The organism is Actinoplanes hulinensis, assembly GCF_019429605.1.
GTDB classification, from domain to species: Bacteria; Actinomycetota; Actinomycetes; order Mycobacteriales; family Micromonosporaceae; genus Actinoplanes; species Actinoplanes campanulatus.
Genome location: NZ_JAHXZI010000006.1, coordinates 83,992 through 110,968, shown reverse-complemented (window position 1 = coordinate 110,968; position 26,977 = coordinate 83,992). Strand labels below are relative to the sequence as shown.

Genomic DNA, 26,977 nt, shown 5'->3' with positions numbered 1-26,977 from the left:
AGAAGTGCGAGGACCGGGCCGGCGCGGGGAAGGTCAGTCGGCCAGGGACTTGGACTCGCCCTCGATGGTCGGCTGGTCGGCGGGCTGAAGCGCCGGCGCCCGGCCGGTGGTGATCTCGATGCGGCGCGGCTTGGCGGCTTCGACGACCGGGATGGTCACGGTGAGTACGCCGTCCTGCCAGGTTGCATCGATCTTGGTGAGGTCGAGGCCGTCACCCAGGGTGAGACGCCGTTCGAAGGTGCCGGTGACGCGTTCGCGGCGCAGCCACTGGACGTCGGCGTCGGTGCGGGCGGAGCGCTCGGCCCGGATGGTGAGCACCCGGCCGTCGACGTCGACGTTGACCGAGCCGGGGTCGATGCCGGCGAGGTCGCAGTGCAGGACGAAGTGGTCACCGGACCGGTACAGGTCCATCGGCATCGCCACGGCGGTGCCGCCGCCGACGCCGGGGGCGCCGAGCATCTGGCCGGCCAGGCGGTCGAATTCGCGGAAAGGATCGAAAGTCAGCACCACGATGCACCTCCTCAGGACAGCCGCCGGACGGTCCGGCGGCTCGTGGCGCTCGGCTGACAACTCTCGCCGAGGTCATCCCTGGAACTCTCTGACCAGGTCCGACAAGACATTTTTTAGCACTGCCACGCCTCGAGTGCCAACCGTTCCGCCAAGATTTTTTTGACGTGCGAGGGTGCCGGCGGGCGGCTGACGATCCGGGACAGCGGCTGCTCGGGGTGCAGGCCGAGCCGCCACAGGGCGCCCGCGTCGATGTCCAGGTAGTAACGGCACCACGAGCGGCCGGTCTCGTCGTTGCGGCCGCACATGACGCCGCCGCGGACCTCACCCTCCTCGAAGGGGTCCCAGTCGATGCCGCGGTGGGCCAGTCAATCGGCCAGCGAGAAACGACCGCCACCGTTCGAGGAGTACACCGAGACCCATCCGCCGTTCATGCCGCCACTGTACGGAACCCGGTGTTCCCGGTCGAGGAGTCCGGCGTGCTGGAGGACCGGGCGGCGTTGCGGTACCGGTTGCAGTAGGAGTCGTGGCACAGGTAGGAGCCGCCGCGGATGACCTTCGCCGAGCCGGCGCCGGGCCCGCGCGGATCGTCCACCGGCGACTGTGCGTAGTAGACCGGGGAGAACCAGTCGGCGCACCATTCCCAGACGTTGCCGACCGCCTGCCACAGCCCGTAGCCGTTGGGCTGGAAGGAGCGTACCGGCGCCGTGGTGGTCCACCCGTCGGCGCCGGTGTTGCGCACCGGGAAGTCGCCCTGCCAGATGTTGACCGCGTAGCCGTCGGCGGGCAGTTCGTCGCCCCACGGGTAACGCTTCGAGGGCAGTCCACCCCGGGCCGCGGCCTCCCACTCCGCCTCGGACGGCAGGCGGCGGCCCGCCCAGAGGCAGTACGCCGAAGCGTCGTTCCAGCTCACGTGCACCACGGGGTGATCGTCGACGGCGGCGTCACTGGGCCCGCCGGGGTGCGCCCAGTCGGCGCCCTCGACACCGAGCCACCACGGGGTGCCGTGCATCCGCCCGGCCACGTGATCGGGATCGGTCAGCGCCAGGTGGAAGACTGCCGACCAGCCGTACCGTTCGGCGTCGGTCCGGAAGCCGGTGGCCTCGATGAACGACCGGAAGTCGGCGACCGTGACACTGGTGGCGTCGATCCGGAAGGCGGGGATCCGGACGTCGTGCACCGGCTGCTCGCCGTCCGCCCGTACCCCGTCGCCGTGAGCGTCACCCATCGCGTAGGTCTGGCCGGGCACCGGGATCTGGTCGATCCCGTGGGTTCCGGTCGCGAGGACCGGAGCCGGATCGGCGGAGGCCGACCGGCCGGACGACGGCGTGCAGCAGCTCATGACCTACAGAATAGATAGGAATCGTGACCGGCCCTGCCGCGGGCGGCCCGGCCGGTAGGTTGGAGATCATGAGCATGCGTTTCGGGGTGTTCGTGCCCCAGGGATGGCGGATGGACCTGACCGAGATCGCCGACCCGGTCGAGCAGTACGAGGCGATGACGGCCGTCGCGAAGCTCGCCGACGCGGGCCCGTGGGACTCGGTGTGGGTCTACGACCACTTCCACACCGTTCCGGAACCGACGATCAACACCACCTTCGAGGCGTGGACGGTCTCGTCGACGCTGGCCCGCGACACCAGCCGGGTGAACATCGGCCAGATGGTCGGCTGCAACGGCTACCGGCACCCTTCCCTGTACGCCAAGATCGCCTCCACCGTCGACGTGGCCAGCCACGGCCGCCTCTACGCGGGGCTCGGCGCCGGCTGGTACGAGCACGAGTGGAAGGCCTACGGCTACGAGTGGGCCGAGGTCCCGGACCGGATGCGGGCCTTCCGGGAGGCCGTCGAGATCGTGCACCGGATGTGGACCGAGGAGCGCCCGGTGTTCACCGGCCGGCACTACCGCATCGACGGGCCGATCAACGAGCCGAAGGGCGCCCGCAAGCCGCACCCGTCGTTGTGGCTGGGCGGCGGCGGCGAGAAGGTGACCCTCAAGCTGGTCGCGCAGTACGCCGACGGCTGCAACTTCGGCAACGGCGACCCGGAGGTGTTCCGGCAGAAGGCGGCCGTGCTCCGGCAGCACTGCGACACACTGGGCCGCGACTACGACCGGATCACCAAGTCGACGAGCCACCACCTCGACCTCAGCGAGCCGACCGCCGACACGATCGGGAAGCTGGAGCGGCTGGCCGAGGCGGGCGCCGACTACGTGATCATCTACATCCCGCGGGTGGCCTACGACCACGAGCCGCTGCTGCGCCTCGCCGAGGAGGTCATCCCCCAGCTCTCCTGAGGTCGCTCATCCCCCTTTCCGGTACGCGTGGGCGTACCGGGAAGAGGGAAAGGCCCGGGGAAATGTACGTTTCGCGGCGCGAAACGGAACTGGGAGCGATTCCAGGGTCACCAGGCATTTCTCGGGCGGGCGAGGCGTGGCAGAATTCCGGTGCCGGGTTCCGAAAGTTGCAGTCGCGACAGGCCCGCGGTAAGGAGCGCACCTGTGGCCGCTGGCAGGGGAAGAGTGACGATCGCGGCTATCGCCGAGGCCGCGGGGGTTTCGGTGCCCACCGTGTCCCGAGTGCTCAACGGGCGTTCCGATGTGTCGCCGACCACACGTGAGCTGATCGAGCGATTGCTGCGCGAGCACGACTACCGGCCTCGCAACTCTCGGCATCCGGGCCGTGCCCGCCTGGTGGATCTGGTGTTCAACGACCTGGACAGCCCGTGGGCCCTGGAGCTGGTCCGCGGCGTGGAGGACGTGACGCACGCGGCCGGCGTCGGCACCGTCGTGTCGCAGGTGCATCACCGCAGCACGGCGACCCGGCAGTGGCTGCAGAATCTGCGGGCCCGCGCGTCGGACGGGGTCATCTTCGTGACCTCGGACGTGGCCGAGCCCATCCACAGCGAGCTGCACCGGCTCAAGGTGCCGGTGGTGATCATCGATCCGGCCGGCGGGGTGGCGGCGGACGTCCCGACGATCGGGGCGACGAACTGGTCCGGCGGCCGCACCGCGACCGATCATCTCCTGTCGCTGGGGCACCGGCGGATCGGGATCGTGGCCGGCCCGCGCGAGCTGCTGTGCAGCCGGGCCCGGCTGGACGGTTACCGCGCCGCCATGGAGGCCGCCGGCATGGCGGTCGACGAGGCTCTGGTGATGACCGGCGACTTCCGGCACGAGTCGGGTTTCGTGGCCGGCGGCCGCCTGCTCGACCTGCCCGATCCCCCGACGGCGGTCTTCGCGTGCAGCGACCTGATGGCTCTCGGGGTCTACGAGGCGGCCCGCCGTCGCGGCATCCTGGTGCCCGACCAGCTCAGCGTGGTGGGCTTCGACGACCTGCCCGAGTCCCGCTGGTCGTCGCCGCCGCTGACCACGGTGCGCCAGCCGCTCGCCGAGATGGGCGGGCTCGCCGCGCGGACCGTGTTGCGGTTGTCGCGCGGCGAGACCATCGAGACCCCCCGGGTGGAGCTGGTCACCAAGCTGGAGATCAGGGAGAGCACCGCGGCCCCTGCCCGGGGCCACGGCGTCACTCCCTAGTCACTTGCTGAAACCGGCGGTCAGACCGCTGACCAGCTGGCGCCGCCCGATCGCGTAGAGCAGCACGATCGGCACCGTGGTGAGCGTGACCGAGGCGGCGACGGCCGGCACGTTCACACCGAACTGCGTCTGGAAGGACGCGAGCGCGAGCGGGATGGTCGCCTTCTCCGGGCTCTGGGTGAGGATCAGCGGCAGCAGGTAGCCGTTCCAGATGCCCACCGCGTTGTAGATCACCACGGTGACCAGCGCGGGCCGGGTGAGGGGGAAGGCGAGCCGCCACATCGTCCCCCACTCGGTGGCGCCGTCCATCCGCATCGACTCGAAGAGCTCCTTCGGGACGTCCCGGATGAAGTTGGCCAGCACCAGCACCGACAGCGGGATGGCGAAGGCGATCGACGGCAGGATGATCGCCTGGAGCGTGTTGTACAGCTCCATCTTGATGATGATCAGGTAGACCGGGATGACGACCGCCTGGAGCGGGATGGCCAGCCCGATCAGGAAGATCCCGTTCACCCCCTGGAGGAACCGGTTGCCGGCGCCCCGGACGACCGCGTAGGCGGCCATGAACGAGATCAGCGTCGCCGGCAGGACCGCTCCGACCGTGACGATGACGCTGTTCATGAAGTACCGGACGAAGTCGCTCTCGATCACCAGCTGGTAGTTCTCGAAGGTGAACTCGCTCGGCGGCTTCAGCGGGTTGGTGATGAAGTAGTTCGCCTGGGTCTTGAAGCTGGTGATCACCAGCCAGTAGAGCGGCACCATCACCACGATCAGCCAGAGCCAGGCGAAGCTGCCGCCGGCCCAGTTGCGCTCGGCGAATTTGCGGCTCGCCCGGGTGCCGGTGGCCGCGGATTCCGGGGCCTGACCGGCCCGTGTCCCGGCCGGGGTGGGGGTCATGGTCGCCACCTCAGACTCCTTCCATCTGGCTCTCGTCGGCCCGTCCGCCGATCCGCCGCAGCAGCAGCGAGAGCCCGATGCCGACGAGGACCAGGATGACGGCGATCGCGCTGGCCGGGCCCATCAGGCTGGCCTGGAAGCCGAGCTGGTACATCTGCACGGCGAGCGCCCGGGTGGCGTCGCCGGGACCGCCGGCGGTCAGCACCCAGATCAGGTCGAAGAAGGTCAGCGAGCCCACCACCATCAGCGTCGACGACGTGATGATCGTGTACTTGATCTGCGGCAGCGTGATGTTGAAGAACTGCCGGACCCGGCCGGCGCCGTCGATCTGCGCCGCCTCGTACATCGATTGCGGGATCTGCCGGACCGCGCCCTGGTAGATCAGTGAGTGGAACGGGATGAACTGCCAGGAGACCACGAAGATCAGCGTGGCGATGGCCAGGTTGGCCTGTCCGAGCCAGTCCTGGTTCAGCGCCTCGATCCCGAGGCCGGCGCCTAGCCCGAAGTTCGGGTCCAGCAGCGACTTGTAGGTGATCGCGATGGCCGCGGAGCTGAGCAGCAACGGGATGAAGTAGAAGACCGCCAGGAAGCCCCGGTAGCGGCTCTGCCGGGCCATGAACGTCCCGAGGAGGATCGAGATCGGGGTCTGCACCAGCCAGGACAGCGCCATGATCAGGAAGGTGACCCAGAGCGCGTTCGGCAGCCCCGGATTGGTCAGGGCGGCCTTCCAGCTGGTCAGGCCGGTCAGCTCGATCTCCGGCGTGATGCCGTTCCACGTCGCGAAGCTGAGCACGATCACGCCGAGCAGCGGAACGATCCCGAAGAAGACGAACATGATGAACGCGGGCAGAACCATCCATACCAGGACGGAGCCGCTCCGCCCGCCGCGTGATCTGGTGGGCTCCTGACCGCGCACGACGGGCGGAGCGAGCGTCGTCATTTACCGATGACCCCGTTCATGTTGTCGACCCACTGCTGCGGGCTGACCTGGAGCTGGAAGAGCTTGGCGATGTTGTCCAGCAGCACCTCGGCCGCGGTCGGGCTGAGCGCCTGGTCCCACGACTGCGCGAAGGTCTTGGCGCCGGCCGCGATCGCCGACATGTCCTTCTGGAACTGCGCGTCGTCGCCGGTGTAGAGGCTGTCGCTGTTCGCCAGCACCGGCACACCACCGGACTTGACCCAGCCGGCCTTCTCCTCGTCGTCGACGAGCGTGGTGGAGAAGAACTTCTTCGCGGTCTCCTTGTCGGCGGCGGTCGCCTTCGAGGAGATCGACAGGTACTGGCCGGGGTTGCCGACGGTGTTGGACGGGTCGCCCTTGCCGCCGTCGATCGGCGGGAAGTTCATCCAGCCGAGGCCGCCGTCCGGGACGAACTTGCCGCCGTTGGCCTTCTGGATGCCGAACGACCAGGAGCCGTGCACCATCATCGCGGCCTTGCCGGTGTAGAGCAGGGCCTGGTCGGCGTTGGTGTCCGCGACGGTCGAGGAGAAGCCCTTCTGGAAGGCGTTCATCTTCACCAGGTCCTGGACCTTGGTCAGCATGTCCAGCACCGCCGGGTCCGACCAGGAGCCCGCCTTGCCGGCGAAGACGTTGTCGAACACCTCGGAGCCGGCGTTGCGGTCGAGCATGAACTCGAGCCACATCATGTTGGTCCAGCGGGACTGCCCGGCGAGCGAGAACGGCGCGATGCCCTTGGCGTTGAACTTGGGGATCAGGTCGAGGATGTCGCCGTAGGTCTGCGGGGCACTGACGCCGACCTGGTCGAAGATCTTCTTGTTGTAGTAGAGGACGATCGGCTGGACCGTCTCCACCGGCATCGCGTAGATCTTGCCGTCGACCGTGGCCGCGCCGAACGAGCCGGGCAGGAGCTTGCCCTTGAGGCTGGCGTCGCCGAAGAGGGAGGTCAGGTCCTCGACCTGGCCGGCCTCGACGTAGCTCTTCAGACCGCCGCCGCCCCAGCCCCAGATCAGCGTCGGGGCCTGGTTCGCGCCCAGCGCCGTCTTGATCTTCTGCTTGTAGGCGTCGTTCTGGAAGAACGTGGGAGTGATCTTGGAGTCCGGGTTGGCCTTGTTGAACCGGTCGATGGCGGCCTGGCGGTAGGGCTGGCCCGGCTCTCCGCTCAGCGACCAGTAGCTGGCCGAGCCGCCACCACCGGATTCGCTACCGCCCGGGCCATCGTTACCACAGGCGGCCAGCGCGGCACCCGCGGCGGCTCCGGCAGAGAGGGTCAAGAAATTCCTGCGCTTCACGCTGATCTCCGTACTCGAACGAAGCCGCGGGGCGGCTGACGATACCGCGCGAGTCCTGCCGCAAACTTTTCAAAACCGGTTAAGCTTCCGAAAGTTTCGCGCGACTGATGTAAATTAAGGTGAGGTTTCGTAAACGTAGAGTTTCGCTGTGACGAGTGTCAAGTCCCTTGCCGTAACAGTGCCCTGAGCGCGAGAGTAGGCGGCATCCCGCAGCCGCTCACGTGCCCTTTCCACGGGCGCCGCCGAGGCCTGGCGCGGCTCGGAAGTTTCGGAAACCATCGGAGGTACCGTTGAGCACAGACCAAGCGCCGTCGCCCGCGTGGCGCGACCCGGGGCTTCCGGTGTCCGAGCGGGTCGGCGCGCTACTCGCCGAGATGACGCTCGAGGAGAAGGTCGCGCAGCTCGGCAGCCGTTGGCTCGGCAAGGACAAGGGGGCGACCGGTGCGGCCGGCCCCGAGCCGGAGGACGGGCACGACGTCGCGCCGATGGAGAGCGAGTTCGGCGCGGGCGCCGCCCTGGAGGACGCCAGCCGGCACGGGCTCGGCCACCTCACCCGGGTCTACGGCAGCTACCCGGTGTCGGTCGCCGAGGGCACCGCCGAACTCGTCCGCCAGCAGCGGATCGTGATGGAGTCGTCCCGCCTGGGGATCCCCGCGATCGTTCATGAGGAGTGCCTCACCGGTTTCACCATGCACGGTGCCAGTGTGTACCCGGCGGCCATCAACTGGGGAGCCACCTTCGATCCGGAACTGGTCGAACGAATGGCCGCCGCGATCGGGCGGGACATGGCGGCGCTCGGCGTGCACCAGGGGCTGTCCCCGGTCCTCGACGTGGTCCGCGACTACCGCTGGGGCCGGGTCGAGGAGTCCATCGGCGAGGACCCGTACCTGGTGGCCATGGTCGGCTCGGCGTATGTGCGGGGTCTCCAGAGCGCCGGGGTGATCGCCACGCTGAAGCACTTCGCCGGCTACTCCGCCTCGCGCGGCGCCCGCAACCACGGCCCGGTGCCGATGGGCCGCCGGGAGCTGCTGGACGTCATCCTGCCGCCGTTCGAGACGGCCATTCGCGCCGGCGGCGCCGGTTCGGTGATGAACTCGTACGCCGACATCGACGGCGTCCCGGCCGGCGCCGACCCGTGGCTGCTCACCGAGCTGCTGCGCGACGAGTGGGGCTTCACCGGCACGGTCGTGTCCGACTACTGGTCGATCCCGTTCCTGACCGGCATGCACAGGGTCGCCGCCGACTCGGGCGAGGCCGGCGCCCTGGCCCTGGCCGCCGGCATCGACGTGGAGCTGCCGGACACCGTCGGCTACGGCGACGAGCTGGTCGCCCGGGTCCGCCGGGGCGAGGTGCCCGAGGAGCTGGTGGACCGCGCGGCCCGCCGCCTGCTGACCCAGAAGGCGGAGCTCGGCCTGCTCGACGCCGGCTGGACGCCGGAGGCATCGGTGGCCGCCGCCGGCGCCGTGACGCTGGACTCCGAGGAGAACCGGCGGCTCGCCCGCGAGCTGGCGGAACGCTCGATCGTGCTGCTCGACCCGGGCACCGCGCTGCCGTTGACCGGCCCGGGCCGCACCGGGCCCGGCCGGATCGCGGTGATCGGCCCGTGCGCCGACGACGCGAGCACCTTCCTCGGCTGCTACGCCTTCCCCAACCACGTGCTCCCCCGCTATCCCGGGGTCACGGCCGGCATCGCGATGCCCAGCGCGGCCGAGTCGGTCCGGGCCGAGTTCCCGGACGCCGGGATCGCGTACGCGAAGGGCTGCGCCGTGGACGGCGACGACCGCTCCGGTTTCGCCGACGCGGTGGCCGCGGCCGCGGCCGCCGAGGTGTGCCTGGCGTTCGTCGGCGACCTGGCCGGGCTGTTCGGCCGGGGCACCTCCGGCGAGGGCTGCGACGCCGCCGACCTGCGGCTGCCCGGCGTGCAGGGCGAGCTGCTGGACGCGGTGCTGGCGACCGGCACCCCGGTGGTGGTCGTGGTCGTCTCCGGCCGGCCGTACGCGCTGGGTGACCTGGACGGCCGCGCCGCCGCCCTGGTGCAGGCGTTCATGCCCGGCGAGGAGGGTGGCCCCGCGATCGCCGGAGTGCTGTCCGGCCGGGTCCAGCCCAGCGGCCGGCTGCCGGTGCAGATCCCGCGCACCCCGGGCGGCCAGCCGGGCACCTACCTGCAACCGCGTCTCGGGGCCGAGCACACCGGCGTGAGCAACCTGGACCCCACCCCGATGTTCCCGTTCGGGCACGGCCGGTCCTACACCTCGTTCACCGTGGGCGACCTGCGGATCTCCGGCACCCGGGTGCCGACCGACGCCGAGTTCACGGTGACCGTCCGGGTCCGCAACACCGGCGACCGCGCCGGTGCCGAGGTGGTGCAGCTCTACCTCGCCGACCCGGTCGCCCAGGTCACCCGCCCGGTCCGCCAGCTGGCCGGCTTCCAGCGGGTGGAACTGGCCGCGGGCGCCGCCGCCGACGTCACGTTCGCGGTCCACACCGACCGTACGGCCTTCACCGGCCGCGACATGCGGCGCCTCGTGGAGCCCGGCGAACTGCGGATCCTCGTCGGCACCTCGGCCGGCGACCTGCCGTGCGAGGGCTCTGTCGAGCTGACCGGCCCGGTCCGCCCGGCCGGGGCGGATCGCCGCCTGGTGACCGGGGTGGAGGTGCGGCCCGCCGATTCATGACACCCGGTCGCACTCCGGCGGGACCGCGGCACATTAGGCTTCTGTCGTGCCCCCACGCATCAACGACGACGAGCGGCTCCGCCGTCTCGAAGCGGTCACCGATGCGACGCTGTCCCGCCTGGAGACCTCCGACCTGCTCGACGAGCTGCTGGAGCGGGTGTGCGATCTGCTGGACGTGGACACCGCGGCCATCCTGCTGATGGATCCGCACGCCCAGCAGCTCGTCGCGACCGCGGCCAAGGGCCTGGAGGAGGAGGTGCGGGCCGGTTTCCGGGTGGCCATGGGCAGTGGTTTCGCCGGCCGGGTGGCCCAGACCCGCCGCCCGGTCCGGATCACCGACGTCACCCCGGAGGAGGTGGTCAATCCGTTCCTGCTGGAGAAGGGCGTGCGGTCGCTGCTCGGCGTGCCGGTCCTGGCCGGACGGGACCTCCTGGGTGTGCTGCACATCGGCTCGCTGACCCGGCGCGAGTTCGGCGACGACGACGTCAAGCTGCTGGAGCTGGTCGCCGACCGGGCGGCCGTGGCCGGGCGGATCCGCTCGGCCAAACTGGACCGTGCGGCCGCCCTGGCCCTCCAGCGCAGCCTGCTGCCGACGCGGTTGCCGCAGGTGCCCGGCGTCGAGCTCGCCGCGCGGTACGTTCCGGGCCACGCCACCGGCATCGGCGGCGACTGGTACGACGTCTTCCTCCTGCCCTCCGGCTGGCTGGGCGTGGTGATCGGCGACGTCTCCGGGCACGGGCTGGCGTCGGCCGTGGTGATGGGGCGGATCCGCAGCGCGCTCCGGGCGTACGCGCTGATCTGCGACGACCCGGCGGAGGCGCTCACCCTGCTGGACCGCAAGGTCCTGCATTTCGAGGCGGGCAGCATGACCACCGCCCTCTACGCGATGGTCAGTCCCGGCCGGGACCGCGCGGTGATCTCCACGGCCGGGCATCTGCGCCCGGTCCTGGCCGTGCCCGGCCGCCCGCCGGTCCTGGCCGCCGTGCCGGTCGACCCGCCGCTCGGGGTGGCCCACCCGGGCAGGCCGCGGCGCAGCACCGCGGTGCCGATGCCACCCGGCGCGCTGCTGCTCTGCTACACCGACGGCCTCGTGGAGCGGCGCGTCCAGGTGATCGACGAGGGGCTGGACCGCCTGCTGAGCATCGTCCGGGACGGCACCGCGGAGGAGGTCTGCGCTACCGTCATGGCGGACACGGTCGCCGATCCCCCGACCGACGACGTGGCGGTTCTGGCCGTTCGCCGCCGCGATTGACGGCCGGTGTGTCACCGTTCCGTGGCAGGCTGGTGCCCGGCCCCGGTCGGTGCGGAAATATTCCTCAGACCTCTTGTTCACAACGGATTCAGCGGAAAAGATGGGGCCGAATGCGCTGATACCACGGCCCTGGAGGCGGAATGACGTCGAAGACGGTGCTGCACAACCTCATCGGGGGCGAGGCTGTCGCGCCCGCCGAGGGGCGGTACGAGGATCTCGTCGACCCGTCCACCGGAGAGGTCTTCGCCTCGGCGCCGGTCTCCGGCGACGCCGACGTCGACCGGGCCATGCGGGCCGCCGCCACCGCCTTCGAGACGTGGCGTGACACCACCCCCGGCGAGCGGCAGCGCGCCCTGCTCAAGTTCGCCGACGCCATCGAGGGCCGCGCCGACGAGCTGGTCGCCGCCGAGTCGAAGAACACCGGCAAGCCGCTCGGCCTGACCGCCAGCGAGGAGCTGCCGCCGGCCATCGACCACCTGCGGTTCTTCGCGGGCGCCGCCCGGGTGCTGGAGGGCCGCTCCGCGGGGCAGTACATGTCCGGCTTCGAGAGCTACGTGCGGCGCGAGCCGATCGGCGTCTGCGCGCAGGTCACCCCGTGGAACTATCCGCTGCTCATGGCCATGTGGAAGATCGCTCCGGCGCTGGCCGCGGGCAACGCCGTGGTGCTCAAGCCGTCCGACACCACCCCGGTCACCAGCGTCATGCTGGCCGAGATCGCCGCCGAGTTCCTGCCGGCCGGCCTGTTCAACGTGGTCCTCGGCGACCGCGACACCGGCCGTGCCCTGGTCACCCACCGGACGCCGCGGATGGTGTCGATCACCGGTTCGGTGCGGGCCGGCATGGAGGTGGCCGGCAGCGCCGCCGCCGACCTGAAGCGCACCCACCTCGAACTGGGCGGCAAGGCCCCGGTCGTGGTCTTCGACGACGCCGACGTCGAGTCGGCCGCCGCGTCGATCGCCGAGGCGGGCTACTTCAACGCCGGGCAGGACTGCACGGCCGCCACCCGGGTGCTGGTCGGCGCCGGCGTCCACGACGACTTCGTGGCGGCGCTCGCCGCGCAGGCCCGCGAGATCAGGACCGGCGCCCCGGACGAGGAGGACGTGCTCTACGGCCCGGTCAACAACGCGGACCAGCTGGCCCGGGTCGCCGGCTTCATCGAGCGGCTCCCGGAGCACGCGGTGCTCCAGGCCGGCGGCGCCCGGGTCGGTGACCGCGGCTTCTTCTACTCCCCCACCGTCGTCTCCGGCCTGCGGCAGGACGACGAGATCATCCAGAACGAGGTGTTCGGCCCGGTCATCACGGTGCAGCGGTTCACCGACGAGGACGAGGCGGTCCGCCACGCCAACGGCGTGGAGTACGCGCTGGCCTCCAGCGTGTGGACGAAGGACCACGGCACCGCGATGCGGATGACCCAGCGGCTGGACTTCGGCTGCGTCTGGGTCAACTGCCACATCCCGCTGGTCGCCGAGATGCCGCACGGCGGTTTCAAGCACTCCGGCCACGGCAAGGACCTGTCGATGTACGGGTTCGAGGACTACACCCGCATCAAGCACGTCATGCACAACGTGGGAGGCTGACCGTGACGTCCTCCGAAGACCTGCACAAGCGGCGGCTCGCGGCCGTCGCCAAGGGCGTCGGCTCGGTGGTGAACGCCTACGTCGACCACGCGCACAGCGGCACGATCACCGACGTCGACGGGCGGGAGTGGATCGACTTCGCCTCCGGCATCGCGGTGACCAACGTGGGCAACGCCGCGCCGAGGGTGGTCGAGGCGGTCCGCGCGCAGGTGGAGCGGTTCACCCACACCTGCTTCATGGTCGCCCCCTACGAGTCGTACGTGGCGGTCTGCGAGCAGCTGATCGCCCTGACGCCGGGCTCGTTCGAGAAGCGGGCCGCGCTGTTCAACTCCGGCGCCGAGGCGGTGGAGAACGCCGTGAAGGTCGCCCGGCACGCGACCGGGCGGCCGGCCGTCGTGGTGTTCGACCACGCGTACCACGGCCGGACCAACCTGACCATGGCGCTGACCGCGAAGAACATGCCGTACAAGCACCGGTTCGGCCCGTTCGCCCCGGAGGTGTACCGGGCGCCGATGTCGTACCCGCTGCGCGACGGCGGCCTGTCCGGCGCCGAGGCGGCCCGCCGTGCCATCGACGTGATCGAGAAGCAGGTCGGCGGGCCGAACGTGGCGGCCGTGCTGATCGAGCCGATCCAGGGCGAGGGCGGTTTCGTGGTGCCGGCGCCGGGCTTCCTGCCGGCGATCGCGGCGTGGGCGAAGGCGAACGGGGCGGTGTTCATCGCCGACGAGATCCAGACCGGCTTCGCGCGTACCGGTCAGTGGTTCGCCTCCGAGCACGAGGGCCTGGAGCCGGATCTGATCACCACGGCGAAGGGCATGGGCGGCGGGCTGCCGATCGCCGGTGTGGTGGGCCGGGCCGAGCTGATGGACGCGGTGCACGCGGGCGGGCTCGGCGGGACGTACGGCGGCAACCCGGTCGCCTGCGCGGCCGCGCTCGCCGCCATCGAGACGATGCGCGAGCTGGATCTGAGCGCCCAGGCCAGGCGGATCGAGTCGATCCTCAAGCCGGCCCTCGAAAAGATGAGGGATCCGGGTGTCGCCGAGGTCCGCGGCCGGGGCGCGATGATCGCGATCGAGCTGGTGCTGCCGGGCGGGATCGAGCCGGACGCCACCCGGACCGCGAGCGTGTCGAAGGCCTGCCACGACGCCGGCCTGCTCACACTCACCTGCGGGACCTACGGCAACGTGCTGCGTTTCCTGCCGCCGCTGGTCATCTCCGACGAGGATCTCGGGCGTGGCCTCGACATCCTGCGCGCCGCGCTGCGAACCTGACGGGCGACCCCTTTGCCTACGACAAGCGTTACAGGGAAGAATCGCGCCGTGACGGACGTGACCCTGGACGACACCAACAAACTGATCATCGAGCACCTGCAGCGCGACGGGCGGATGTCGTACGCGACGCTGGCCAAGACGATCGGGCTCTCCGAGGCCGCGGTACGCCAGCGCGTACAGCGGCTGCTGGACAACGGGCTCATGCAGATCGTCGCGGTCACCGACCCTCTCACGCTGGGTTTCGCCCGGCAGGCCATGGTCGGCCTGCGGGTCAACGGTGACCTGCGCGCCATCGCGGACCGGATCGCCGAGATCCCCGAGGTGGACTACGTGGTGATCTGTGCCGGCCGCTACGACCTGCTGGTCGAGCTGGTCTGCACGGATGACGAGCACCTGCTCGACATCCTCAACGAGAAGGTCCGGGCCATCGAGGGCGTCAGCGAGACCGACACCTTCATGTACCTGCGCCTCGCGAAACAGACCTACGCCTGGGGGACCCGGTAGCCGCATGAGCAGCCCCTCCTTCTGGCTCGACTCCCTGGGCCCGATCGAGAGACGCCCGCCGCTGGACGGCGACCGGGAAGCCGACGTGGCCATCGCCGGCGGCGGGTACACGGGCCTCTGGACCGCGTACTACCTGGCCAGGGCCGCCCCGGAGACGAGGATCGTCGTCGTCGACGCGGAGTACTGCGGCTTCGGCGCGTCCGGCCGCAACGGCGGCTGGGCGTCCGGCCTGTTCCCGGTCTCCGAGGCGAGGCTGTCCCGCCGTTTCGGGCCGGGCGCGGCCGCCGCGATGACCCGGGCGCTCGAGGACACCGTCGACGAGGTCGGGCGGGTCACCGCGGCCGAGGGCATCGACTGCGACTACGCCAAGGGCGGCGTCATCTCGCTGGTCCGCAACCCGGTCCAGCTGCGGCGGGCCCGGCGGGATCCGGGCTTCGTCGGCGCCGGCGAGGCCCGCGCCATGTGCGCCGCCGGGGGCGTGCTCGGCGGCGTCTACAGCGAGCACTGCGCCGCCCTGCACCCGGCCAAGCTGGTCCGCGGCCTCGCCGAGACGGTCGAGCGGCTCGGCGTCACCGTCCACGAGGGCACCCGCGTCGAGCAGATCAAGACCGGGCAGATCAAGACCGGGCGGGGTACGCTGCGCGCCGCGCACGTGGTGCGGGCACTGGAGGGCTACACCGCCGGGCTCGCCGGTCACCGCCGTGACCTGGCCCCGGTCTACTCGCTGATGATCGTCACCGAGCCGCTGCCCACCGAGTTCTGGCAGCGGGCCGGCCTGGCCCGCCGGGAGACGTTCACGGACGAGCGGCGGCTGGTCATCTACGGTCAGCGGACCGCCGACGACCGGCTCGCCTTCGGTGGGCGCGGGGCGCCGTACCACTTCGGGTCCCGGGTCCGGCCGGAGTACGACCTGGTGCCCGGGGTTTTCGAGGCGCTGCGGGCGACGCTCACCGACCTGTTCGGGATCGACCCGCCGATCGCGTACCGGTGGGGTGGGCCGCTCGGCATCCCGCGCGACTGGATGCCGTCGGTCGGCCTGCGGGACGGGATCGGCTGGGCCGGGGGCTACGTGGGCGACGGCGTCGCGGCCGCGAACCTCGCCGGGCGTACCCTCGCTGATCTGATCCTCGGCCGCGACAGTGACCTGACCGCCCTGCCGTGGGTGAATCATCGCTCGCGCCGCTGGGAGCCGGAACCGGCTCGCTGGCTCGGCATCAACGCGGGCCTGCGCGCCACCGCCCTGCTCGACGCCCTGGACCGCCGCCGGGCGGCCTGACCGGGGTCAGAGGCCGGGCGGCCCGGCGAGGGGCAGGCGCACGCACACGATCGTCCCGGACGGCCGGTTGTCACAGAGCCGGATCGTGCCGCCGTGCAGCAGCACGATGGCCCGGGCCAGGCTGAGTCCCAGCCCGCTGCCCGGGGTGCCCTGGTGGCGCACGTTGCTGCCGCGGAAGAACCGGTCGAACACCCGGTCGTGCTCGCCGGGCGGGGTGCCGATGCCGTGGTCGGCGATGCACAGATCGGCCATCGCGTCGTCGGCGCGCAGCGTGACGTGCACCGGCTCGCCCGGCGGGCTGTACCGGACCGCGTTGAGCAACAGGTCGTCGACGACCTGCCGGAGCCGTTCCGCGTCGCCGGGCAGGCGCAGCTCGGCGGGCAGCTCGGTGACCAGGGTCAGCCGGTCGGCGGTGCGCCGGGCCTCGGTCACCGCGTCGCACAGCAGGGCCGCCAGGTCCACCTCGTCGACGTCCAGTTCGAGGTGCCCGGCGTCGAGCCCGGCCAGGTCGAGCAGGGTGTCCGCGATCCGCTGAAGGGTGCCCGCGTTGCGGGCGACGCTCTCCACCATGTGCCGGGAATCGGCGTCCAGACCGGACGTCTCCTCGGCCAGCAGGGCGGCGTTCGCGGTGATCGAGGTGAGCGGGGTGCGCAGCTCGTGCCCCACCAGGTCGACGAAGTCCGCCTGCGCCCGGGCCAGCTGGCGGGACAGTTCCTCGGCACGGCGCTGGGCCACGAAGACGCCGACCTGCGCGGCCACCCCGTCGAGCAGCACGGTGAGCAGGTCGGGCTCGTACTCCTGGGTGCCGGCGTAGCAGGTCAGCACACCGAGCAGGGTCCCGCCGTCGCGGACCGGCACGGCCAGCGCGGTCCGGACGCCGCGCCGCAGGCAGATCTCCACCCGTTCGCGCTCGTGGGCGGTCCGCAGATCGGTGCTCAGGCTCAGGTCGGGCATCCAGACCGGCCGCCCGGACTCCCACGCCCGCCCGGTGATGCCCTGCCCGTGGACCGGGGTGTGCCCGAAGAAGCCGTCCGGATCCAGCCCGGAGGAGTCCCAGTGCCCGGCCGATTGGAGCAGCCCGGTCGCCTCGTCGATCAGGTACAGCTCGGCCGCCGGCCAGCCCAGGGTGGCGGTGACCGCCCGCAGCAGCTCGGGGGTCGCCTCGGCCACCGTGGCGGCGCTCTGCAACACGTGCTGCACGGCGATGTGGCAGTTGCGGAACCGCTCGACCCGGCGCAGCGCGGTGACCTCGTGGGCGACCGCCACCGCGCCGAGCGCGTCACCGGTCAGGCCGAGGACGGGCTGCGCGCTGGTGTCGAAGATCTGGGTCCGGTGGCCGGGCCGGCGGACCAGCACGTCCTCGGAGACGACGCACTCGCCGTTGAGGGCGCGCATCAGCGGGCTCTCGGCCGGTGACATCGGGCGGTGGTCGGGGGTGGCGAGCAGCCGGTAGGCCTCCTTCTCGAACTCGGGCGGCAGTGGTCCGTCCGGGCCGAAACCGATGACCTCCCGCACCGAACGGTTGGCGTAGACGATCCGGCCGGAGCGGTCGCAGGCCACCACGCCGGCCTCCATGCTCTCCAGCAGCGTGGCGTGGAAGGCGCTGTCGTCCCGCACCCGGATCGTGTCGGCGACCGCGGTGAGGATGTCGGTCTCATCAGCGGTCCAGTCCCGGGGGCGGCGGTCCAGCGCGGTCAGCGATCCGATCGCGCGGCCGTCGTGGTCGTGGACCGGCACACCGAGGAACGCTCTGACCCCGAACTCGAGAACGAGGGGGTGCCGGTAGAGGATCTCGTCAAGCTCCTCGGTCATGTCCCGGCTGAGGACGACCTCGTCGGCGGAGACCACGTACTTGCAGACCGAGTAGTGCAGCGGGACCCGGCGGGGCAGGCTCAGCTCGAGCGGGATGCCGTGCTCGCCGACGAACAGCTCCTCGTCCTCGGTGATCAGGGTGACGCAGGCCATCGAGGTGTGCAGCAGCCGGGCCACCAGCCGGGCGGTGTCGTCGAGCGGGGTGGACCGGCCGGGTAGCGAGAGGAGGGCGCGGTCGACCGCACGCAGACGTACCGGGTCCGTCAGCACAGCCTCGTCCAGCACCACCACCATGACCCGCCCGATTCTCCCGACCCAGGCTCATGGGTTTACCCAAGCAACCATATCTCACACTTTTTCATACTGAAACCGGCATGTCGGCGGGACAGCGGGAGTCGGCCCTGTCATGGTCGTGCGGCCCGATCGTGACCAGCTCGTCCATGGTCGCCAGCAACTGGTCGTTGGGGCAGGGCTTGAGCAGGATGGCGCAGACCTTGGAGGAGGCGGCCCGCGGGTCCCCGGGACGCAGGTGCCCGCTCAGGACCGCCACGGGGATACGCCGGATCCCCCCGTCCTCGTGCGCCCGGATGGCGTCGATCAGTTCCCAGCCGTCCATCCGCGGCATGCCCAGATCGGTCAGCACGACGTCCGGCCGCTGTTCGACGATCGTCTCGAACGCCGCCCATCCGTCCGATGCGCGCAGGACGGTCATTCCGGTTCGCTTGAACACCCTGGCCAGAACCAGGGAGATGTCCTCGTCGTCCTCAGCGATCAGCAATGCGACCATGTCAGCTCCGTCGGAAGTGCTTCGTCCCAGCATGCGCCGGCCAGCCGTGACCCGGGGCGTTTCCGGACAATTACGAACACGGATGTCCCTGCCGCCGCGACCCGCGCGACGGGCCGTGGGAGCGCTCCGGCAGACTCGGATCCGCTCCACCCGAACCATCAAGGAGACGAATGCGATCACGGAACCGGGCGGCGGTGTTCGGGGGCATCGTGCTGGCGGTGGCCGTCGTGGCGGGCGTGGCCACCGTGCTGGCGCGGAACGGCTCCACCTCCGAGGACACCGGCGCGCTCTACCTGGACGCCGGGCAGCCCGTCGAGAGCCGGGTCGCCGACCTGCTCGGGCGGATGACCCTGGCCGACAAGATCGGCCAGATGACCCAGGCCGAGCGGGTCAAGGTGGCCGGCGACCCGCACCTGGTCACCGAGTGGCGTCTCGGCTCGGTCCTCTCCGGCGGGGGCTCGGTGCCCGACCCGAACACGCCGCAGGCCTGGGTCGAAATGATCAACTCGCTCCAGCGCGCGGCGCTCGCCACCCCGCTGAGGATCCCGCTGCTCTACGGCATCGACGCGGTGCACGGCAACGGCAACGTGCACGGGTCCACCGTCTTCCCGCACAACGTGGGCCTCGGCGCCGGCCGCGACCCGCGGCTCGTCGAACGGGTCTACCAGGCCACCGCCCGGGAGATGCGGGCCACCGGCATCCGGTGGGACTTCGCCCCCTGCGTCTGCGTCTCCCGCGACGAACGCTGGGGGCGCACCTTCGAGAGCTTCGGCGAGGATCCCGCCCTGGTCGGCCGGCTCGGCGGCGCGGCCGTCGACGGCCTCCAGAAAGACGGTGTCGTCGCCACCGTCAAGCACTACGCGGGCGACGGCGACACCGAGCACGGCACCGGCGACAGTGACTACGCCATCGACCAGGGCGTCACCGTCACCAACCGCGCCGACTTCGAGCGCGTCGACCTGGCGCCGTACGTCTCCGCCGTCACCGAACACGGCGTGCAGAGCGTCATGCCGTCCTACTCCAGCGTCGACTGGACCGAGGACGGCACCGGCAACCCGGTCAAGATGCACGCCGACCAGGAGCTGATCACCGGCAAGCTGAAGGGCGACCTGGGCTTCGGCGGCTTCGTGATCACCGACTGGGAGGGCATCCACCAGCTGCCGTCCACCGACCCGGACGGCACCGCCGAACCCACCCCCAGCCAGGTCCGCGCCGGAGTCGGCGCCGGCATCGACATGTTCATGGAGCCGCACACCGCACCGCGGTTCCAGGAGGTGCTCGAGAACGAGGTGGACGCCGGGCGGATCGGCACGGACCGGATCGACGACGCGGTCGAGCGGATCCTCACCGTCAAGTTCCGGCTCGGGCTCTTCGAGAACCCGTACGTCACCCTCGGCGAGGTCGGCGGCGCCGAACACCGAGCGCTGGCCCGCGAGGCCGCCGCCCGGTCGCAGGTGCTGCTCAAGAACAGCGGGGACCTGCTGCCGCTCGCCGCCGACGCGAAGATCTACGTGGCCGGCCGCAACGCCGACGACATCGGCAACCAGGCCGGCGGCTGGACCGTCGACTGGCAGGGCCGCAACGGCGACATCATCCCCGGCACCACGGTCCTCGAGGGCATCCGTGAGGTCGCGCCGGGCGCGTCCGTCACGTACAGCGCCGACGCCTCCGCGCCGATCGGCGGCTCCGACATCGGTGTGGTCGTGGTCGGCGAGACACCGTACGCCGAGGGTTTCGGTGACGTCGGCAGCACGACCTGGACGCGCGGCACCGACGAGCAGAAGGAGCCGAAGTCGCTCACCCTGCAACCCGCCGACCGGGCCGTGGTCGACAGGGTCTGCGGCGCGGTCGCCAGGTGCGTCGTCCTGATCGTCTCGGGCCGCCCGCAGGTGATCACCGACCAGCTCGGCGAGATCGACGCCCTGGTGGCCTCCTGGTTGCCCGGCAGCGAGGGCGGCGGCGTCGCCGACGTCCTCTTCGGTAAGCGCCCGTTCACCGGCCGCCTGCCGTTGAGCTGGCCGAGCTCGGTGAAACAGGTTCCGGTCAACGTCGGCGACCAGGCGTACGAGCCGCAGTTCCCCTACGGCTGGGGCCTGCGCACCATGGCGGCCCCCGACGCCCGCGACGCCGCGCAGGAGAAGGCGGCCGCCGGACGGGCGCCGTCCGGCTGGCAGCAGAGGTTCGCCGACGGCCAGCTGGCCGAGGAGTCCGGCGACACCGCGAAGGCAACCGCCCTGCTGAAGCAGCTGGCCGGCTGACCCTCCGGGCGCCGTCGCACGCCGCTCAGGCTGGCTGTGGGAGCTGTCTCAACCCCCTCGAAACAGCTCCCACAGCCAGCCGGGCGGGTGGTCAGCGGCCGTTGTGGCGAGCGGCGGCCAGGGTCTGCTGGAGGGTGGAATACGCGGGCTTCTTGGCGAAGTCGTCCCACATCACGGTGGCGGCGCCCTCGGTGGGGAAGAAGACGGGGACCCAGGAGTACTTGTCGGTGAAGCCCCACAGGGTGAAGGAGTTGCAGTCGTCGACGGCCAGGCAGGCGTCCAGGACGGTCTTGTAGTACTGGGCCTGGGTGGTCAGCTGCTCGGCCGTGGGGACACCGCTCGCCGGGAGGTCCATGCGGACGTCCAGTTCGGTGATCGCGGTGTACAGGCCCAGGTCGTCGAATCGCTGGAGGACGGCGCGCAGCTGGTCGGGGGCGCCGTACCGCATGCTCAGGTGGGCCTGCGAGGCGAACCCGTGCAGCGGCACCCGGTCGGCCAGCAACTGCTTCGCCAGCGCCTCGTAGGCGTCGACCTTGGCGCCCGGCCACTCCACGCCGTAGTCGTTGAGGAACAGCTGCGCCCGGGGGTCGGCCTGGTGTGCCCAGCGGAAGGCGTCGGCGACGATGCCGGGGCCGAGCTCCCGGATCCAGATGTTCTCCTGCCGGTACTCGCCGTTCTCGTTGAAGATCTCGTTGGCGACGTCCCACTGGTGGATCTGGCCCCGGTAGCGGCCCACCACCGTGAAGATGTGCTGCCTGAGGATCGTTCGCAGCTCGGCCTTGCTGAACTGCCCCTCGGCCAGCCATGCCGGGTTCTGGCTGTGCCAGAGCAGGGTGTGCCCGCGGACGGCCTGGCCGTGCCGGCGGGCGAACCGCACGATCGCGTCGGCCGGGCCGAAGTTGTACCGGTTGCGCTCGGGGTGGATGAACTCCCACTTCATCTGGTTCTCCGGCGAGGCGGAGTCGAACTCCCGGGCCAGCACCCGGCGGTACGGCTTGTCGTAGGTGAACGGGTCCGGGTAGTCCTGCTCCAGATGGTGGCCGCCGCCCGCGACGGCCGTGCCGATCTTCAGGTCGCGTGGGGTGACGCGGCGCAGCGGCACGCCGGCGTGGCCACCGTGCCCGGCCTCCGGGGTGCCGCTGGCGCTCGTAGCCCGGGCCGGCTGGACGCCGATGGTGAGGAGCGTCGAGGCGGCGAGGACGGCCACCGCGACGCGGGATGCCTTCGTCAAGGGTTCACTCCTGACGGGAATCGGAAACGGGGAAGTGGCGCGCGACGGGGACGTCGCCGCACGCGGAAGAGAGCGTTAAACCACCCGTACGCTAAGCCCGTCCAATTGACGGCGTCAATACGGAAAAGAAGATCTCAGCCCGCCGGCGGCCGCGCTTCCTGAGCGCCGCCACGCTGCGTACGAGCACGTCAGTCCCGGCATGCTCGCTGGTGACAGGTTGGTCGAGCACTGCCGCGCCACCTTGGAAACGCATTGTTCATTCTGCCGATCGGCACGCTGTAATGCATTTCGGAAATCCCGCGCGGGAATCGTCGGAATAGATGCCGTTGCGTGCGGACGGAATGCGCTCGGTGAGCAATTCGGTGACCGGGTGCGCGCGGCGGAGCAGGGAAGACGCGACACGGAACCCCACCTCCGAAACTTCCGGAAGTTTCGAAGAATTATCGCTGCCGACTACCGGGAATCGGGCCACCTTCACCGGTACGACGAGCGCGAATGAGCGTCCGGTTGGCGCCTGAACTTGCGAAAGAATTCCGTAACTTTTAGCGATGCTGTCAGGGCTGTCTCAACGCGGTTGAGACAGCCCTGCGGGCCGGCCGGACCACCCACTCACGCCCGGCGGGCGCGGCACGGTCCGGACCGGGCAGCGCCTCGCGGGTCTGGTACGGCGGGTTCGCGAGTCCCGTACCGGAAAAGGAAGAGTGAGAGAGCCGCCTGGCTGGTCAGAGGCGGTTGTGGGCCTCGGTCAGCACGGCGCGGAGGATCTGCTCCATCTCGGCGAACTGGGTCTCGGTCGCGGTCAGTGGCGGGGCGAGCTGGATGACCGGGTCGCCGCGGTCGTCGGCGCGGCAGTAGAGGCCGGCGTCGAACAGGGCCGTCGACAGGAAGCCGCGGAGCAGGCGCTCGGACTCCTCGGCGTTGAAGGTCTCCTTGGTGGCCTTGTCCTTGACCATCTCGATGCCGAAGAAGTAGCCGTCGCCGCGGACGTCGCCGACGATCGGCAGGTCGAGGAGCTTCTCCAGGTACGAGCGGAAGAGCGGGCTGTTGTCGCGGACGTGCTGGTTGAGGCCCTCCCGCTCCATGATGTCGAGGTTGGCCAGCGCGACCGCGGAACCGACCGGGTGGCCGCCGTAGGTGATGCCGTGGGCGAACCAGTTGGTGCCGGTGAGGAACGGCTCGGCCAGGCGGTCGGAGGCGATCATCGCGCCGAGCGGGACGTAGCCGGAGGTCAGGCCCTTGGCGACGGTGATGATGTCGGGCTGGTAGCCGTAGCGGTCGGCGCCGAAGTACTCGCCGAGGCGGCCGAAGGCGCAGATCACCTCGTCGGAGACGAGCAGCACGTCGTAGCGGTCGCAGATCTCGCGGACCCGCTGGAAGTAGCCGGGCGGCGGCGGGAAGCAGCCGCCGGCGTTCTGCACCGGTTCGAGGTAGACGGCGGCGACCGTGTCCGGGCCCTCGAACTCGATCATCTCGGCGATGCGGTCGGCGGCCCAGATCCCGAACTGCCCGGGCGTCATGTTCTCGTCGGGACGGCGGTAGTAGTTCGTGTTCGGCACGCGCATCGTCGACGGGACCAGCGGCTCGAAGTCCTGCTTGAAGGGCGGGATGCCGGTGATCGACAGGGCGCCCATCGAGCTGCCGTGGTAGGCGACGGCCCGGGAGATGACCTTGGTCTTCAGCGGCTTGCCGACCCGCTTGAAGTAGGAGCGGGCCAACTTCCACGCGGATTCGACGGCCTCGGAGCCGCCGGTGGTGAAGAAGACCCGGTTCAGGTCGCCGGGGGCCAGGTCGGCGAGGCGGCCGGCCAGCTCGATGGCCTTGGGGTGCGCGTACGACCAGATGGGGAAGTAGGCCAGCTCCCCGGCCTGCTTGGCGGCCGCCTCGGCCAGCTCCTGGCGGCCGTGGCCGGTCTGGACGACGAAGAGCGCGGAGAGGCCGTCGAGGTAGCGCCGGCCGGTCGAGTCCCACACGTAGCAGCCGTCGCCACGGGTGATCACCGGGACCGGGTTGTCCTGGTACGTGGAGAGCCGGGTGAAGTGCATCCACAGGTGGTCACGGGCGGTCGCGGAGAGCGCGTCCACATCAGCAGGTCGATCGGTCACGGATATCTCTCCCACTAGTTCCAGAGGTATGCATGATCCTGCCCACGGAATCCGTGGCGCACAAGTCCAGGAACGACTATTTCCGCGCCGTTTCTGTGATGGAACAACACCGGCCCGGCACCCCTACCGGGATGCCGGGCCGTTGCTCGCCTGCGTCTACGCGGTCTTCCTGCGGGGCCGTGAGCGGATGTTCGACAGGACGGCGAGCAGCACGCCACCCGCGAAAATCATCGTGCCCATGACGTTGACCTGCGGCGGCAGGCCGACCCGGGTGGAGCCCCAGATCCACAGCGGGAACGTCTGCGTGGTTCCGGCCGTGAAGTTGGTGATCACGAAGTCGTCGATGGAGAGCGCGAACGCCAGCATCACGCCGGAGAGGATGGCCGGCAGGATGATCGGGAAGATCACCTTCCAGAACGTGGTCCACCCGCTCGCCCCGAGGTCGGCCGCGGCCTCCTCGAGGGACCGGTCCAGGGTCACCACCCGGGCCCGGACCACCACCGCCACGAACGACACCGAGAACATGACGTGCGCGATGGTGATGCTCACCGGGCCCAGCGGTGCGCCCAGCGAGACGAACAGGCTCAGCAGCGACGAGCCCATCACCAGCTCGGGCGAGGCGATCGCCGCGAACATCAGCAGGTTCAGCGCGCCGGCGCCGCGGAACTGCCAGCGGCCCAGCGCGTACCCGATGCCGGTGCCCAGGGCGCCGGCGATCAGTGCGGTCGCCACCGCGACGAGCAGCGACACCACCAGGGCGTCGGTGAGCGCCTCCAGGGCGAAGACCTCGCCGTACCACTTGAGCGTGAAGCCCTGCCAGGTCTGGTTGTACCGGCCCTGGGGATCGTTGAAGCCGAACAGGATCATCACGGCGATGGGCAGGACGAGCCAGGCGATCAGGATCCAGGTGTAGACGTGGAGCAGGCGGTCGCCGCCGATACGGAGTCTCATCGGGCCGCCACCTTCATGACGTCCTCCGTGCCCAGCGCCCGGGCGTAGGCGAAGACGCCGATCAGCAGCACCGTCATCAGGGTGAAGGACAGCGCCGAGGCCGACGGGTAGTCGGAGTTCGAGAGGAACTGCGACTGGATGACCTGGCCGATCATCGTGGTCTCGGAGCTGCCGAGCAGCTCCGAGTTCACGTAGTCGGAGGTGGCCGGTACGAAGGTCATCAGCACGCCGGCGAACACACCGGGCAGCGCCAGCGGGAAGATGACCTTCCGGAACGAGGTGAGGGGGGACGCGTACAGGTCCCGGGCCGCCTCGACCACCCGCGGGTCGATCCGTTCCAGCGCCACGTAGATCGGCAGCACCATGAACGGCAGGAAGCTGTACACCAGGCCGGCGATGACCGCGGTCGCCGTGCCGAGGACCTGGAAGTCGGCCGGGAGCAACCCGGCCTCCTTCAAGGGGTGCAGCAGCACGCCGTCGTCCGTGAGGAGCATCCGCCACGAAATGGTGCGCAGGACGAACGACACGAAGAACGGCAGCAGGATCAGGAACAGGTAGGTCGCCTTCTTCTTACCCCCGTAGAAGGCGATCCAGTACGCGACCGGGAACGCCAGCACGATCAGGACGACCGACGTGATGGCGCCGTACACCAGCGAGCGGATCAACTGGGTCTGGTAGGCCGAGATCGAATCCACATAGTTCTGCCAGTGGCCGGTGAAGACGAACCCGTTGACGATGTCGCCCTCCTGCAGCGACAGCGACAGCATGGTGGCCATCGGGACCGCGAAGAACAGCAGCAGCCACAGCCCGCCGGGGAGCACCAGCAGGTAGGGGGTGAGTGTACGTTTTACCCGGTCCATCCGTTACCCCAGCACGATCGGTTGGAACACCCGCTCGAAGTCCTTCTTCTCCTCCGCGGTGTTGAAGTCGACGTAGTAGTGCAGGCGGTCGTACTCGGCCGTGCCCGGGAAGACCAGCGGGCTCTCCGCGACCGAGAGCAGGTAGTCCTTGTCCTCGCCGGTCAGCGCGGCGGCGTGCTTCCTCATCTGCGCCTGCGCGGCCGGGACCGGGCACACGTAGTTGATGTACTCGGCGAGCGTGGTGGCGTTCTCCAGCTCGTAGAGGAAGTCCATCAGCATGATGCCGTCGACCGGGTTCTCCGCGGTGACCGGGATGGCCATGTTGTCGGTCCAGATCGTGGCGCCGTCCTCGGGGATCACGAACTTGAAGTTCGTGCCGTCGGAGACGTTCTTCTGGAAGACGTCACCGGACCAGGCCATCGTGATCCAGACCTCGCCCTTGCCGAGCGCGTCGATGTAGCTCTGGTCGTAGTAGTTGCGGACGATGCCGGCGTCCTTCTGCTTCTTGAGCTCCGCCGCCGCCTTCTGCCAGTCCGCCTCGGTCGACTTGGCCGGGTCGATGCCGGCCGCGAGCAGACCGAAGTTGCCGAGCTCCTGGAGGTCGCGGAACATGCCGACCTTGCCCTTGTACTTCGGGTTCCACAGGTCGGACAACTTGGTGATCGGTTCCTTGATCTTGGCCGGGTCGTAGGCGATGCCGGTGATGCCGGACGCGTACGGGATGCTGAACACGTTGCCCGGGTCGTACGACGAGCTCGCGTACGACTTGGCGGCGTTGGCCGCGTAGTTGGGCAGCTTCGCGTGGTCCAGCGGCGCCAGGAAGCCGGAGTCCCGGAACTGGCCGAACTGGCTCGAGTTGGTGATGACCATGACGTCGTAGCCGATCGACTGCCCGGCGGACAGCTGCGGCTGCACCTTGGCGAACCAGGGCGCCATCTCCTGGATGACCTCGTCGTAGGTGACCTGGATGCCGGTCTTCTGCGTGAACTTCTTGAGCTCGGGCTTCTTCGGGTCCATGTAGAGCGGCCAGCCGGCGAAGTTGAGCTTGCCGTTCTGCGTCCTGTTGGCCCAGAACTTGGCGACGGCGTCGGGCGCCATACTGGCCTGCGGCTTGCCCTTGCCCTCCACGCCGCACGCGGCGAGGAATGCGCCCATCGCCGACAACCCGCCGAGGCGCAGCGCGTCACGGCGGCCGAGCCGGGAACGCGTCATGCCTCGCAGGAGGGAGGGGTCCGGCTT

The 26,977-nt window shown here is 70.2% G+C and carries 22 protein-coding genes; 9 read left to right on the top strand and 13 right to left on the bottom strand.

Features of this window, described 5'->3' with window-relative positions; translation table 11 throughout:
• Positions 1 to 33: 33 nt before the first annotated feature.
• From KZ829_RS12955 to KZ829_RS12945, 3 genes are all read right to left on the bottom strand, one after another.
• Positions 34 to 510 (bottom strand): Hsp20/alpha crystallin family protein, encoded by a 477-nt coding sequence (locus KZ829_RS12955; protein WP_220144118.1) that lies wholly within the window; start codon positions 508 to 510, stop codon positions 34 to 36.
• 113 nt (positions 511 to 623) lie between these two features.
• A complete protein-coding gene (locus tag KZ829_RS12950) occupies positions 624 to 815 on the bottom strand; it encodes a hypothetical protein (RefSeq protein ID WP_220144117.1) in 192 nt (63 codons plus the stop codon).
• Between the two features lie 122 nt (positions 816 to 937).
• Positions 938 to 1,849, bottom strand: coding sequence for a formylglycine-generating enzyme family protein (locus tag KZ829_RS12945; RefSeq protein ID WP_220144116.1), 912 nt, complete (start codon positions 1,847 to 1,849; stop codon positions 938 to 940).
• Between the two features lie 68 nt (positions 1,850 to 1,917).
• Here KZ829_RS12945 and KZ829_RS12940 point away from each other — a divergent pair, with 68 nt between their 5' ends.
• A complete protein-coding gene (locus tag KZ829_RS12940) occupies positions 1,918 to 2,799 on the top strand; it encodes an LLM class F420-dependent oxidoreductase (RefSeq protein ID WP_220144115.1) in 882 nt (293 codons plus the stop codon).
• Positions 2,800 to 3,003: 204 nt separating this feature from the next.
• Positions 3,004 to 4,038 (top strand): LacI family DNA-binding transcriptional regulator, encoded by a 1,035-nt coding sequence (locus KZ829_RS12935; protein ID WP_220144114.1) that lies wholly within the window; start codon positions 3,004 to 3,006, stop codon positions 4,036 to 4,038.
• On the opposite strand, the gene KZ829_RS12930 is transcribed toward KZ829_RS12935, so the two are convergent.
• The 3 genes from KZ829_RS12930 to KZ829_RS12920 form a co-directional block, all read right to left on the bottom strand.
• A complete protein-coding gene (locus tag KZ829_RS12930) occupies positions 4,039 to 4,935 on the bottom strand; it encodes a carbohydrate ABC transporter permease (RefSeq protein ID WP_220144344.1) in 897 nt (298 codons plus the stop codon).
• Positions 4,936 to 4,945: 10 nt separating this feature from the next.
• A complete protein-coding gene (locus tag KZ829_RS12925; protein WP_246635549.1) occupies positions 4,946 to 5,791 on the bottom strand; it encodes a carbohydrate ABC transporter permease in 846 nt (281 codons plus the stop codon).
• A gap of 80 nt (positions 5,792 to 5,871) precedes the next feature.
• A complete protein-coding gene (locus tag KZ829_RS12920) occupies positions 5,872 to 7,182 on the bottom strand; it encodes an extracellular solute-binding protein (RefSeq protein WP_220144112.1) in 1,311 nt (436 codons plus the stop codon).
• Between the two features lie 290 nt (positions 7,183 to 7,472).
• Between KZ829_RS12920 and KZ829_RS12915 the strand changes: the two genes are divergently transcribed.
• The 6 genes from KZ829_RS12915 (at position 7,473) to KZ829_RS12890 (ending at position 15,737) form a co-directional block, all read left to right on the top strand.
• The gene (locus tag KZ829_RS12915; RefSeq protein ID WP_443611883.1) at positions 7,473 to 9,857 is read left to right on the top strand and encodes a beta-xylosidase/alpha-l-arabinosidase; all 2,385 of its coding nucleotides are present in this window, start codon (positions 7,473 to 7,475) and stop codon (positions 9,855 to 9,857) included.
• Between the two features lie 46 nt (positions 9,858 to 9,903).
• Entirely contained in the window at positions 9,904 to 11,109 is a 1,206-nt protein-coding gene (locus KZ829_RS12910; protein ID WP_220144111.1) for a PP2C family protein-serine/threonine phosphatase, read from the top strand.
• Between the two features lie 140 nt (positions 11,110 to 11,249).
• Positions 11,250 to 12,686, top strand: a complete 1,437-nt coding sequence (locus KZ829_RS12905; RefSeq protein WP_220144110.1) for a gamma-aminobutyraldehyde dehydrogenase — start codon at positions 11,250 to 11,252, stop codon at positions 12,684 to 12,686.
• 2 nt (positions 12,687 to 12,688) lie between these two features.
• A complete protein-coding gene (gene gabT, locus KZ829_RS12900; protein ID WP_220144109.1) occupies positions 12,689 to 13,957 on the top strand; it encodes a 4-aminobutyrate--2-oxoglutarate transaminase in 1,269 nt (422 codons plus the stop codon).
• A gap of 48 nt (positions 13,958 to 14,005) precedes the next feature.
• Positions 14,006 to 14,461 carry an Lrp/AsnC family transcriptional regulator gene (locus KZ829_RS12895; protein ID WP_183222112.1) on the top strand — a complete coding sequence of 152 codons (456 nt, stop codon included), beginning with the start codon at positions 14,006 to 14,008 and terminating at the stop codon, positions 14,459 to 14,461.
• A 4-nt stretch (positions 14,462 to 14,465) separates the two neighbouring features.
• Positions 14,466 to 15,737: an NAD(P)/FAD-dependent oxidoreductase gene (locus tag KZ829_RS12890; protein ID WP_220144108.1), complete on the top strand. Its 1,272-nt coding sequence runs from the start codon at positions 14,466 to 14,468 to the stop codon at positions 15,735 to 15,737.
• Positions 15,738 to 15,743: 6 nt separating this feature from the next.
• On the opposite strand, the gene KZ829_RS12885 is transcribed toward KZ829_RS12890, so the two are convergent.
• Together KZ829_RS12885 and KZ829_RS12880 are read right to left on the bottom strand one after the other, a co-directional pair.
• Positions 15,744 to 17,843 carry a sensor histidine kinase gene (locus tag KZ829_RS12885; RefSeq protein ID WP_246635548.1) on the bottom strand — a complete coding sequence of 700 codons (2,100 nt, stop codon included), beginning with the start codon at positions 17,841 to 17,843 and terminating at the stop codon, positions 15,744 to 15,746.
• 64 nt (positions 17,844 to 17,907) lie between these two features.
• Positions 17,908 to 18,336: a response regulator gene (locus KZ829_RS12880; protein ID WP_220144107.1), complete on the bottom strand. Its 429-nt coding sequence runs from the start codon at positions 18,334 to 18,336 to the stop codon at positions 17,908 to 17,910.
• A gap of 170 nt (positions 18,337 to 18,506) precedes the next feature.
• On the opposite strand from KZ829_RS12880, the gene KZ829_RS12875 reads away from it, so the two are divergent.
• Positions 18,507 to 20,594 (top strand): glycoside hydrolase family 3 protein, encoded by a 2,088-nt coding sequence (locus KZ829_RS12875; RefSeq protein ID WP_220144106.1) that lies wholly within the window; start codon positions 18,507 to 18,509, stop codon positions 20,592 to 20,594.
• Between the two features lie 91 nt (positions 20,595 to 20,685).
• On the opposite strand, the gene KZ829_RS12870 is transcribed toward KZ829_RS12875, so the two are convergent.
• The 5 genes from KZ829_RS12870 to KZ829_RS12850 all read right to left on the bottom strand — a co-directional run bounded on the left by KZ829_RS12870 (position 20,686) and on the right by KZ829_RS12850 (position 26,950).
• A complete protein-coding gene (locus KZ829_RS12870; RefSeq protein ID WP_246635547.1) occupies positions 20,686 to 21,825 on the bottom strand; it encodes an endo-1,4-beta-xylanase in 1,140 nt (379 codons plus the stop codon).
• Positions 21,826 to 22,547: 722 nt separating this feature from the next.
• Positions 22,548 to 23,927, bottom strand: coding sequence for an aspartate aminotransferase family protein (locus KZ829_RS12865; protein WP_220144105.1), 1,380 nt, complete (start codon positions 23,925 to 23,927; stop codon positions 22,548 to 22,550).
• A 156-nt stretch (positions 23,928 to 24,083) separates the two neighbouring features.
• A complete protein-coding gene (locus KZ829_RS12860; protein ID WP_220144104.1) occupies positions 24,084 to 24,878 on the bottom strand; it encodes an ABC transporter permease in 795 nt (264 codons plus the stop codon).
• Complete coding sequence (locus tag KZ829_RS12855; RefSeq protein ID WP_220144103.1) at positions 24,875 to 25,738, bottom strand: ABC transporter permease; 864 nt, start codon at positions 25,736 to 25,738, stop codon at positions 24,875 to 24,877. Before KZ829_RS12855 ends, KZ829_RS12860 begins: the two co-directional genes overlap by 4 nt.
• Before the next feature lie 3 nt (positions 25,739 to 25,741).
• Entirely contained in the window at positions 25,742 to 26,950 is a 1,209-nt protein-coding gene (locus tag KZ829_RS12850; RefSeq protein WP_220144102.1) for a polyamine ABC transporter substrate-binding protein, read from the bottom strand.
• Between the last annotated feature and the right edge of the window lie 27 nt (positions 26,951 to 26,977).

Bases quoted from the DNA above. Each gene is read 5' to 3' on its own strand.
- KZ829_RS12950 (WP_220144117.1), bottom strand. From the start codon at position 815: ATGTGCGGCCGCAACGACGAGACCGGCCGCTCGTGGTGCCGTTACTAC.
- KZ829_RS12945 (WP_220144116.1), bottom strand. From the start codon at position 1,849: ATGAGCTGCTGCACGCCGTCGTCCGGCCGGTCGGCCTCCGCCGATCCG.
- KZ829_RS12940 (WP_220144115.1), top strand. From the start codon at position 1,918: ATGAGCATGCGTTTCGGGGTGTTCGTGCCCCAGGGATGGCGGATGGAC.
- KZ829_RS12930 (WP_220144344.1), bottom strand. From the start codon at position 4,935: ATGACCCCCACCCCGGCCGGGACACGGGCCGGTCAGGCCCCGGAATCC.
- KZ829_RS12925 (WP_246635549.1), bottom strand. From the start codon at position 5,791: ATGGTTCTGCCCGCGTTCATCATGTTCGTCTTCTTCGGGATCGTTCCG.
- KZ829_RS12905 (WP_220144110.1), top strand. From the start codon at position 11,250: ATGACGTCGAAGACGGTGCTGCACAACCTCATCGGGGGCGAGGCTGTC.
- KZ829_RS12890 (WP_220144108.1), top strand. From the start codon at position 14,466: ATGAGCAGCCCCTCCTTCTGGCTCGACTCCCTGGGCCCGATCGAGAGA.
- KZ829_RS12885 (WP_246635548.1), bottom strand. From the start codon at position 17,843: ATGGTGGTGGTGCTGGACGAGGCTGTGCTGACGGACCCGGTACGTCTG.
- KZ829_RS12880 (WP_220144107.1), bottom strand. From the start codon at position 18,336: ATGGTCGCATTGCTGATCGCTGAGGACGACGAGGACATCTCCCTGGTT.
- KZ829_RS12875 (WP_220144106.1), top strand. From the start codon at position 18,507: ATGCGATCACGGAACCGGGCGGCGGTGTTCGGGGGCATCGTGCTGGCG.
- KZ829_RS12860 (WP_220144104.1), bottom strand. From the start codon at position 24,878: ATGAGACTCCGTATCGGCGGCGACCGCCTGCTCCACGTCTACACCTGG.
- KZ829_RS12855 (WP_220144103.1), bottom strand. From the start codon at position 25,738: ATGGACCGGGTAAAACGTACACTCACCCCCTACCTGCTGGTGCTCCCC.
- KZ829_RS12850 (WP_220144102.1), bottom strand. From the start codon at position 26,950: ATGACGCGTTCCCGGCTCGGCCGCCGTGACGCGCTGCGCCTCGGCGGG.